Source organism: Mesorhizobium sp. M2A.F.Ca.ET.067.02.1.1, from assembly GCF_004023285.1.
In the GTDB taxonomy this organism is placed as follows: domain Bacteria; phylum Pseudomonadota; class Alphaproteobacteria; order Rhizobiales; family Rhizobiaceae; genus Mesorhizobium.
The window spans coordinates 1-4,882 of record NZ_RZSB01000458.1; the positions used below are offsets into that span (position 1 = coordinate 1).

Sequence of the window (4,882 nt, forward strand, 5' to 3'; positions counted from 1 at the left end):
CGCCCCGCCTCATGCTAACCCACCCCGCATGGCACAGAAGAAAGGATACGAGGTCGATTCGTGGCTGGCGAGGCCTGACCCCTCCATGGGAATCGTCCTGCTTTACGGTCCCGATCGCGGCCTTGTCGCCGAGCGCGCGAAAGCCTTCGCCGCGAAAACCGGCCTGCCGCTCGACGACCCCTTCTCGGTGGTGAAGCTCGACGGCGCCGAGGTCGACCGCGACGAGGGCCGGCTGCTCGACGAGGCTCGCACCGTGCCGATGTTTTCCGACCGGCGGCTGCTTTGGGTGAGAAACGCCAGCGGCCAGAAGGCGCTGGCCGACGACATCAAGGCGCTGACCACCGAGCCCGCCCGCGACGCCGTCATTCTGATCGAGGCGGGCGACCTGAAGAAGGGCACGGGCCTCAGGGCTATCGTCGAGGCCGCCGCCAACGCCATCGCTCTGCCCTGCTATGCCGACGAAGCCCGCGATCTCGACTCGGTGATCGACGACGAATTGCGCAAGGCGGGCATGTCGATGACATTGGAAGCCCGCCAGGCGCTGCGCCGCAATCTCGGCGGCGACCGCCTCGCCTCGCGCGGCGAGATCGAGAAGCTGGTGCTCTATGCGCACGGCCGCAAGGAGATCGGCATCGAGGACATCAACGCGCTGTCCGGCGATGTCTCCGGCGCCTCCTTCGATGCCGCGGTCGACGCCATGCTGGACGGCAGGGTCGGCGATTTCGACATCGCCTTCACCCGTCATTGCCAGTCCGGCGGCCATCCGTTCCTGGTGCTGTCTTCGGCGATGCGGCAATTGCAGGCGATCCAGGTGATGCGCGGCCAGATGGAGAGCGGCGGCCGCAACGCCGCCTCGGTCGTTGCCGGCGCCCGTCCGCCCGTCTTCTTCTCGCGCCGCAAGCTGGTGGAAAAGACGCTGGAGCGCTGGAACGTCGAGGCACTCGGTCGGGCGCTTAGCCGGCTGCAGACGGCCGTGCTGCAGACGCGCAAGCGGCCGGACCTGGCGGAGGCCTTGGCCAGGCAGGCGCTGCTCGGCATCGCGATCGAAAGCGCGAGATTGGGGCAGAGGTAGGCGATTAGCCGATCTCCCGCTTGTGGGGGAAATGTCCGACAGGACAGAGGGGGGCGCTGTCCCGCCAGCGTATCAGCCAACCGCAGCGGCACTCACGGCTTTATGAAGACGTCAGGCTATCTTTGCCAGAGAGCCGCCTTCAGTCAGTTCATCGTCATCGTGTCCATCGGCTGGAAAGTTGGCAGCGCCTGCGGAAGGATCAGCACCGCCGCGCCATAAAGAAGCAGGGCCACGCCCCACACCTTCGCAATCCGCTCTCCATACGGGAATGTTTTCTCCGCAAAGACCAGCAGCGTGACCACGGCCATTGCGGCGAGGTTCATGATTCCGAGCGGAAACAGAGCGAGAAACAACAACCAGCAGCAGCCCAGGCAAAAGAGCCCATGCCGCAGGCCCATGCGCACCGCGCCTAACCGCCCATCGCGCCATGAGGTCAGGATGAAACCGATCGGTGAGCGGCATTTGGCGAGGCACAGGTCTTTCAACTGCGAGAGCTGATAGGCGCCTGCCACCATCAGCAGCGCGCCGCCGATGCGCGCGTCCGTCGCCGCAGACAATCCCACATGTGCGGCCAGCATCTCCGCGCCCGCCGCGCCGGCAAATGCGAGAACGCCCGTCGCCGTCCAGACCAGCATGTAGCCGGCTACGAACACCCAGGTCGAGACAAAGGCCTGGCCACGGCCCCGCTTGCCGCTCTGGACCTGGTGAAAGGTCAGGATCATCGGCGCCGCCGCCGGAAACATCATGGCGATCATCATGATCAGCCAGACGGCAAGAAACAGCGCGGCCGTTATGCCCATGGTGGGAGAGTCCATGCGCATGTCGGCGTCCATGCCTGTCTGCTGCCAGGCAAGCAGCGCCCACCATGCCGCCGCGGCCGCGGCGATCAGCAACGCGAGTATGATGTTTCGCTGCAGGGTCAGCGGCATGAGCGGGCCGTTCTGCTGCCAGGCGCCAGAGCAATTCCAGGAAAGTGTGAGCGGTTTTCCGCCCGGAATTGCGTAAAAACAAAGGGATAGCGGATCGCCGTTTCCGTGAAACGGTGAAACGCTCTAGAGCTGGCCGGACCAGTTGATCGGCGCGTAATGCCCGTTGCGGCGGGAATTGTCCCAGCTCATGCCATGGTCGCTGAAGGTGCTGCCTGCGCCCCCCATCGCCAGACCGAGCCAGTCGGGATTGACGGGATGGCCGGTAGCCGCCCACATCTCGCCGTCCTCGCGCATGGTCGGCAACGGTTCGACGGCCAGCTCAGCCACCCCGGCAATCGCCGCCGACCGCTTCTTGCCGTCGATCTTGTAGTCGATCGGCACCTTCTTGGCTCCGAGGTTGGTGCTGATCATCGGCGCGAAGGCAGCCATCGGACCACCCGCGGCGCCGGTGAAGATCGCGCCCAGCGCTTCCGTCTGCTGGTCATCGGCCCGACCGTCGATATAGGCGGCGGCCGTCCAATTGCCTTCCGCCATCGGGCCTGGCGTGTGCGCAACCATCGCGACGTTGAGCCCGTCCAGTCGAACGTCGCCGTAATTGCCCTTGTCGATGTGAAAGACCAGACCGACGTCGCAGACGCCTTTGGTCGGCTTCGACGTCAGCTGCGCGTTGGTGGACATCAGACAAGGACATACGACATCGCAGCTGCAATTTTCGAAATAGCTTCCGGACAATTGCCAACTGACCGCCATTTGCACCTCCCGTTTGCGTCAGGCGCGTCGGGCATATCGCTTTGGCGAGCAGTGCCGTTTCACGGTGTCGGAACGGCAGAAAGCCCTCATCGCGACTGATCGGCACGCCAGGGCATTTAAGTTCAAGCTAATAGAGGGTACGCCGTTGCCGCCGACTGTCAAGCGGCGGCCTCCGGAGCCGATTCCGACACTTGGCCCTCGTCGCCGCCGGTGATTGGCGAAGGCCGTGGTGCCGCTTTGGCTAATCCCAACGGCCGTCAACAAAAAAAAGGCCGGCATATCGCCAGCCCTTTCATGTCTATCACCGATATATCAGGCGTATCCAGACTTAAGCCAAAACCTCAGCCACCCCCATATACCGTGGTGTTCCAGCCGCCTACCGTTCGTCCTTCAGCCGTCGGCACAACTCGTCGAGCTGCTCCAGCGAGCGGTAATCGACGCGCAGCGTGCCGCCCTTGCCCTTGTGCTCGATGCTCACGATCATGCCGATCGTGTCGGTCATCAGCTTCTCCAGCGCCAGCGTGTCGGGGTCCTTTTCGGGCGCGCTTGTCGCGGATTTCACCTTGGCCGGCGTCGGGCCGGCGGGCGTCTGCGCCAGCGCTTCGGCCTGGCGCACCGAAAGCCCCTCCTTGACGATGCGCTTGGCAAGCCCCGCCGGGTCCTCGGCGGTCACCAGCGTGCGGGCATGACCGGCCGACAGATCGCCGTCGACCAGCATCGAGTGGATGACGGGAGGCAGCTTCAGCAGACGCAGCGTGTTGGCGACATGGCTGCGGCTCTTGCCGATCACCTGGCCGAGATCGGCCTGGGTATAGCCATGCTCGTCGATGAGCTGCTGATAGCCTTGCGCCTCCTCGACCGGGTTGAGGTCGGCGCGCTGCACGTTCTCGATGATCGCCAGCTCCAGCGCCGTGCGGTCGTTGACGTCGCGCACGATGACCGGGATTTCGGCGAGCCCGGCGCGCTGCGCCGCCCGCCAGCGCCGCTCGCCGGCGATGATCTCGTAGCGGCCGGGCTGCGAGGGCGAGGGGCGCGCCACCACCGGCTGCACCACGCCATGCTCGCGGATCGACTGGGCAAGGTCGGTCAGCTCGGCGTCGCCGAAATGCCGGCGCGGGTTCTTCGGATTGGGGCTGACGAACTCGATCGGCACCTTGCCGTCCGCCGCCACCGTCGCGCTCGGCTTTTCCGGCGCCGCCGGACGGTCGATTTCGCCGATAAGCGCAGCGAGGCCACGGCCCAGTCTTTTTCTCGATTGGTCTTCGCTCATTATAATGTCCAGATCGTTTCGGAATCGAATCGGCTGATTAACCACGGCTGCCAGGCGGCCGCGGCTCAGGCGGCGCGCAGCTTGCGCTCACGGCGGATCACCTCGGAGGCGAGCTGCAGATAAGCCTGGCTGCCGGAGCATTTCAGGTCATAGAGGATCGCCGGCTTGCCATAGGACGGCGCTTCGGAGACCCGCACATTGCGCGGGATGATCGTCTCATAGACCTTGTCGCCCATATGGGTGCGTACATCCTGCACCACTTGGTTGGCTAGGTTGTTGCGCCCGTCATACATGGTGAGCACGATCCCCTGGATGGTCAGGTCCGGATTGATCGTGCCGCGCACCTGCTCGACCGTTTCCAGCAACTGGCTGAGACCCTCCAGCGCGAAGAACTCGCATTGCAGCGGCACGAGAACGGAATCGGCTGCCGCCATTGAATTCAAAGTCAAAAGATTGAGCGAGGGCGGACAATCGATCAGCACATAGCCGAACGGCGCCGAACGCTCTGCCGCGGCGCGCAGAGCATTGCGCAGCCTGAGCACACGGTCGGGCGCCGAGGCGATCTCCATCTCGATGCCGAGCAGGTCGAGCGTCGAGGGCACGATGGACAGGCCGGGCACCGCCGTCGGCACGGCGGCCGCTTCCAGATCGAGCTCGCCGGTCAGCACATCATAGGACGAGACGGTCCGGTCCTTGCGGTCGATGCCGAGCCCGGTGCTGGCATTGCCCTGCGGATCGAGATCGACGATCAGCACGCGCTCGCCGATCGCGGCCAGGGCCGTCGCCAGATTGATGGCCGTCGTCGTCTTGCCGACGCCACCCTTCTGGTTGGCGACAGTGATGATACGCGGTGCTGTGCTC

The 4,882-nt window shown here is 64.9% G+C and carries 5 protein-coding genes; 1 reads left to right on the top strand and 4 read right to left on the bottom strand.

Annotated elements, in window-relative coordinates:
* Nucleotides 1-28: 28 nt before the first annotated feature.
* On the top strand, nt 29-1,072 hold the full coding sequence (gene holA / locus EOA28_RS24945) for a DNA polymerase III subunit delta (RefSeq protein WP_127252947.1): 1,044 nt from the start codon (nt 29-31) through the stop codon (nt 1,070-1,072).
* Nucleotides 1,073-1,215: 143 nt separating this feature from the next.
* On the opposite strand, the gene EOA28_RS24950 is transcribed toward holA, so the two are convergent.
* The 4 genes from EOA28_RS24950 to EOA28_RS24965 form a co-directional block, all read right to left on the bottom strand.
* On the bottom strand, nt 1,216-2,001 hold the full coding sequence (locus EOA28_RS24950) for a DUF2182 domain-containing protein (protein ID WP_127252948.1): 786 nt from the start codon (nt 1,999-2,001) through the stop codon (nt 1,216-1,218).
* 123 nt (nt 2,002-2,124) lie between these two features.
* Complete coding sequence (locus tag EOA28_RS24955) at nt 2,125-2,751, bottom strand: DUF1326 domain-containing protein (RefSeq protein WP_127252949.1); 627 nt, start codon at nt 2,749-2,751, stop codon at nt 2,125-2,127.
* A 376-nt stretch (nt 2,752-3,127) separates the two neighbouring features.
* Complete coding sequence (locus EOA28_RS24960) at nt 3,128-4,021, bottom strand: ParB/RepB/Spo0J family partition protein (RefSeq protein ID WP_127252950.1); 894 nt, start codon at nt 4,019-4,021, stop codon at nt 3,128-3,130.
* 65 nt (nt 4,022-4,086) lie between these two features.
* Nucleotides 4,087-4,866 carry a ParA family protein gene (locus EOA28_RS24965; RefSeq protein ID WP_128315392.1) on the bottom strand — a complete coding sequence of 260 codons (780 nt, stop codon included), beginning with the start codon at nt 4,864-4,866 and terminating at the stop codon, nt 4,087-4,089.
* Nucleotides 4,867-4,882 lie beyond the last annotated feature (16 nt).